3 protein-coding genes are annotated in these 4101 nt (G+C 41.0%); all 3 read right to left on the reverse strand.

Translation table 11 applies throughout. The features are described 5' to 3' along the window. On the reverse strand, window positions 1-2741 hold a 2741-nt coding region (locus tag KEM10_RS23345; protein ID WP_212220649.1), incomplete at its 3' end, for a strawberry notch-like NTP hydrolase domain-containing protein. 1 nt (window position 2742) lies between these two features. Beyond that, window positions 2743-3486, reverse strand: a complete 744-nt coding sequence (locus KEM10_RS23350) for a hypothetical protein (protein ID WP_212220652.1) — start codon at window positions 3484-3486, stop codon at window positions 2743-2745. A 1-nt stretch (window position 3487) separates the two neighbouring features. Beyond that, the coding region (locus tag KEM10_RS23355; RefSeq protein WP_212220655.1) for a hypothetical protein at window positions 3488-4101 on the reverse strand (614 nt) is incomplete at its 5' end.

A 4101-nucleotide genomic window follows, 5' to 3' on the forward strand; every position in this document is an offset into this window, starting at 1 on the left:
CCCTTTTCGGAGATAATCCCCGCTTGTAGTTCTAAGTATTTGGTTTCTAAATCTTTTAAATCTGAATTTAATTTAGTTAATACCCACTTTTCATGTGATGATACTATTTCTTCAGAAATACTATCGGGGTGTTTTTGGTTTAGTTGTTTTTGAATCAGCTTTTCAAGTTCTGCTTTGCCATAGGGCTTTTTAAGTACATTACATTCGCACTTTTCCAAATAAGTATCGTTTCCAAATACCGAACGTCCACCTTTCCCGGCAATCACAACACGCTTTTCAAGTGATTCTGCTTTAAGGTTCAGGACTTCTACTTCAAGGTCGTACTCATCTGCTTGCTTGAGGTATTCCACATAGTCATTATATCGCTCAATAACCTCTTGGTAAAACTTCTCCTGTTCCTTAACCGATAAAACAGCCACACGACCTGTTACCTTTGAAGCATCACCTTCTGATGGTGTCTCGTCGCTGTCTTTGCCCTCAAATTTGAGTGGATTATCCAGGGCTTTGTTTAGCTCTTCATTTTCCAACATGTATTGGCGAACCACTTTGTCACCGTACTTATTCAGAAAGTCATCGGATTCTAATTGTGATTTGCTGCTTTTTTGGTTAGAGGTGGTATTGGCATCCAATGATTTCAGCTTCTTTTTGAGCATCATCATAAACCGTTTTTGAGCAGGGATGGATGAGATAATGTAATCGTAAATCGGTTTCATTATCTGTCCTGTGCGGTTGATGCGCCCACGTTTCTGAATTTCGGTATTGATGTTCAGTTCAGGTTGGAGTATCACCATCACACGCTGCTTCACCTTTTCTGCTGGCACCTTATCGGTGACAATGGCATGTGCCGAAGCTCCTGTCGAACCACTTTGGTTAATCAGCAAACAATCAATTTCATTGTCATTGAATTGACGGAACAAGTCGGCTGTGTTTTCCTTTTTTCGGCTCATCACCAAAGCCGTTGTATTCTTTGCTTTGGTAGAGTTGTATTGTACACAAAGCTTTCGACCTGTAACCTCACCGACTGAATAGCCGGCTTCTTTTATCTTTTGGATTATCAAATCAATCGGACTGATAGTAATACCTGTGGATGCCTGTTCTATTCTCCTGATAATATCGTAGTAAGCCAATTGAGCATCTTCCGATAAGTCGGCTATATTGAATTGTTTGCCCTGTGATTCCCCGTCAATATCCTTTTCTGTGTAGCGAAGAACAGAATCCAAACCCTTTTCCAAAACAGTTGAGAAGTCACCGTTTATCACATCATCGGGTTTTGCCATACCCTCTAAAAAGCTTCCCATTGTGGAGGCAAAAGCAATGATAGGTTTCTTGCCTTCTTTCAACCGCTTTATGGCATGGTCAGCAACATCAGAGGCATTTAGGCTGAAAAGTAATTGGTTAATGACATTGAATACTTTTGAGAAATACGGAATATTATCAACCCCGGCTTTCTCAGTTCCTTTGCGTGTTTCAACCTCTTTACTTTCGGCTGCTGCAATCTTATCAAGCTCATCAACCTGTTTATTGATGTACTTCTCCTGAAACCCGATTATATCCCGGATTATGGAGGTAATCTTGTCGGCAGTTTCAGCTTGCTCTTTGGCTTTTTCTTTAAGCTCGATGTAGTTTACTTCAACACCTTCAAAAGAACGTTCACGCCTTATCATTTGCCCCTCTGAAACCAATTGAGCTGCTAATACTTCCTGCAATGCAACACCGCCTTTGGTGATGGCTTCTACCAAATCCTCCTTACTCATGTTTGCATCGCTCATCGAAGTCTTTTGAGCGTAAATTGGCATGTTATCAGGTCGTTTTGCAAAGGTGGCTGAAAGAAAACAAACACCTTTGGTCTGCCTTAATACATCTTGCATAAACTCACCTGTATTGGAGCTACCCGAAGCGTTATGAGCTTCGTCCATTATGATGATATTACCACTACTTGCAGCATTTAAAAACTCTTGTTTGGCTGGCTTTTTGGGCTGATTGAACTGTGAATAAGTGGCGCAAACAAAGTTGTAATTATTGGGTACTTTCTTTCCCTTGATAATCCTTTCTTGTGTAGGTTTTTCGGGAGCAGTATAAATGACTTCTCCGCTTTTGTCCTTTACATTGGTTTTGCTCTCTTTGGTATTCACGATAAATGGTACCAGGGCGGAACTTCCAATATCCGATAAATCCCGATAGAGGTCTGTAAACAGGTTGGGCTTTTCGGATAGGAACACAGGTTGCAGACCGCTTTTAACACCGTAGCGGATTAAAGCTGCTGCGGTTCTACCTTTACCAATTCCTGTTTGGTCGCCAACAATGATTCCCTGGCCACGCTTCTCGATATTGTAAATTGCCAATGATACCGCATCAATTTGTTCGCACGAAAGCGACTTGACAAGCTCGTCATTGCTGTAATCGAGTTTATAGGCAACATAGTCAAACAAAGGCATCCCGATACTTTTCTTAACCTTTCGGATAGCGATGTGCATTTCATGTCCCATTGAATCGGGTACGGTTGTATCCAGGATAAAACCTTTTTCGGCTGTTGGGATATATGCCATGCCCAACCCTTTATGACCGAACATTCCTTGCAAATACTCATGTTCATTTTGAGCCAGCTTTTTGGTGCGGACAAAGCTTTTGTTGTTAGTGGTTTTAAAACCTAACTCAATAAGCCGTGCCGATATATATTTTGGTGGAACGCTACCAAACTTTATGGTAATGCTGCTTTTGCATATTTTAATGTCTGATTTCATACTATACTGCTATTGAATAAATATTCTTTGTTGTCCACTGGTCAGCCATTGCATCGGCAATCCCCTGAAAGGTCTTACTGCGAACCCTGCGTCTTTCTTCATCGCTTAAATCCCTTGCCTGATAGTACCAAAGCGGTTGCCGTCTCCAACGTTTTTTCTTCTTGTCGTACCAATGCTTGTATTCCAATTGGTCATCATCAAGCATATCGGTTGGTTCTAGCAGAGGTAAATTCTTTAGCCACAAGCAAGTTGACTTCTTTGCGTTATCACCAAAGAAGTATGGCTGAATAATCTGGTCAGGCTTGCGGATGGCAGTACTGATAACACCAATTGGATTTTCAATGGCTATTTTATCAATTGGAGCTTTCATCAGTTTGCGGATAAAAGCCAATGCTTTCCTGCGTTCCTTTTGACGTTCCGGGTCGTTCATCCACGCATTGCCTGAAACAGTCAGGTAGGTGCATGGTGGAAAAGCAATCATCATATCCCAACCCTTATCTAATTGATTCAATACATCACCCTGGATGTGCCATTCGGGATGTTTGCCTGTGGTTGGAAGAATGTCACAGCTATGGGCTTCATGCCCCCGACTGCGGAGTGCCATAGTCACAGTTTGGCTTTCTTCACAGGCTACCAAAATGCGCAGCGGTTCAATCGTAGGAATACCTCCCAAGAATAACTGCTTTTGCCTAATGACTATGGCTTTTGCTTTAAGTTTTAATATGGAGCTTACACAACTTTTCATATTAAGCAGGGGAATTAAAAAGTAGTGGAAAACCTTCTTTCAGAAGTGGCAAAAGGTTTTTAATGTCAGTATCGGGAAGTGTTCTGTAACCAAAATCAGGGATGAAAAGACTTAACTGATTCCAGGTAATAACAAATTGAGCTTTTCTATAATTCCACCTGTCTTTCTGGTCGTATCTTGCTGAGAAATGAGAAACAACATCACCGTATTTATTGGGATTCTCAAACACATCTTCTATTTGATAAGCTCCTTTGAGATTCTTTAAATAGTCCACAATTTCATTATGGATTATTTCAAAACTCTTTTTTGTATTCACGGAAGAGATTTGTTTCTGCTTTATCAGGATGGCTTTGGCACGAAGTTTAATGACCTTCACATCTTTGGTTTGAGGATTTGGGCTAGTGATGCTGCCTAAACCAACCCTATCCCAAAGTTCTTCATGGGTATTGACAACGGTACTGTGTAATTTATTTTTAAGCGGAGCTGCTCCATCAGGAACAGCTTTTGCTCCATCTATCAGAATCAATCGGGTATTGATTGATGTTCCTTGTCTGGAGTAAAGCTTTTTGCCGTTAATCGGGATAATATCTTCAACGTTGTAAAAGTGGTAGAGAT

The organism is Carboxylicivirga linearis (assembly GCF_018271995.1).
In the GTDB taxonomy this organism is placed as follows: Bacteria; Bacteroidota; Bacteroidia; order Bacteroidales; family Marinilabiliaceae; genus Carboxylicivirga; species Carboxylicivirga linearis.

Bases quoted from the DNA above. Each gene is read 5' to 3' on its own strand.
- KEM10_RS23350 (WP_212220652.1), bottom strand. From the start codon at position 3,486: ATGAAAAGTTGTGTAAGCTCCATATTAAAACTTAAAGCAAAAGCCATA.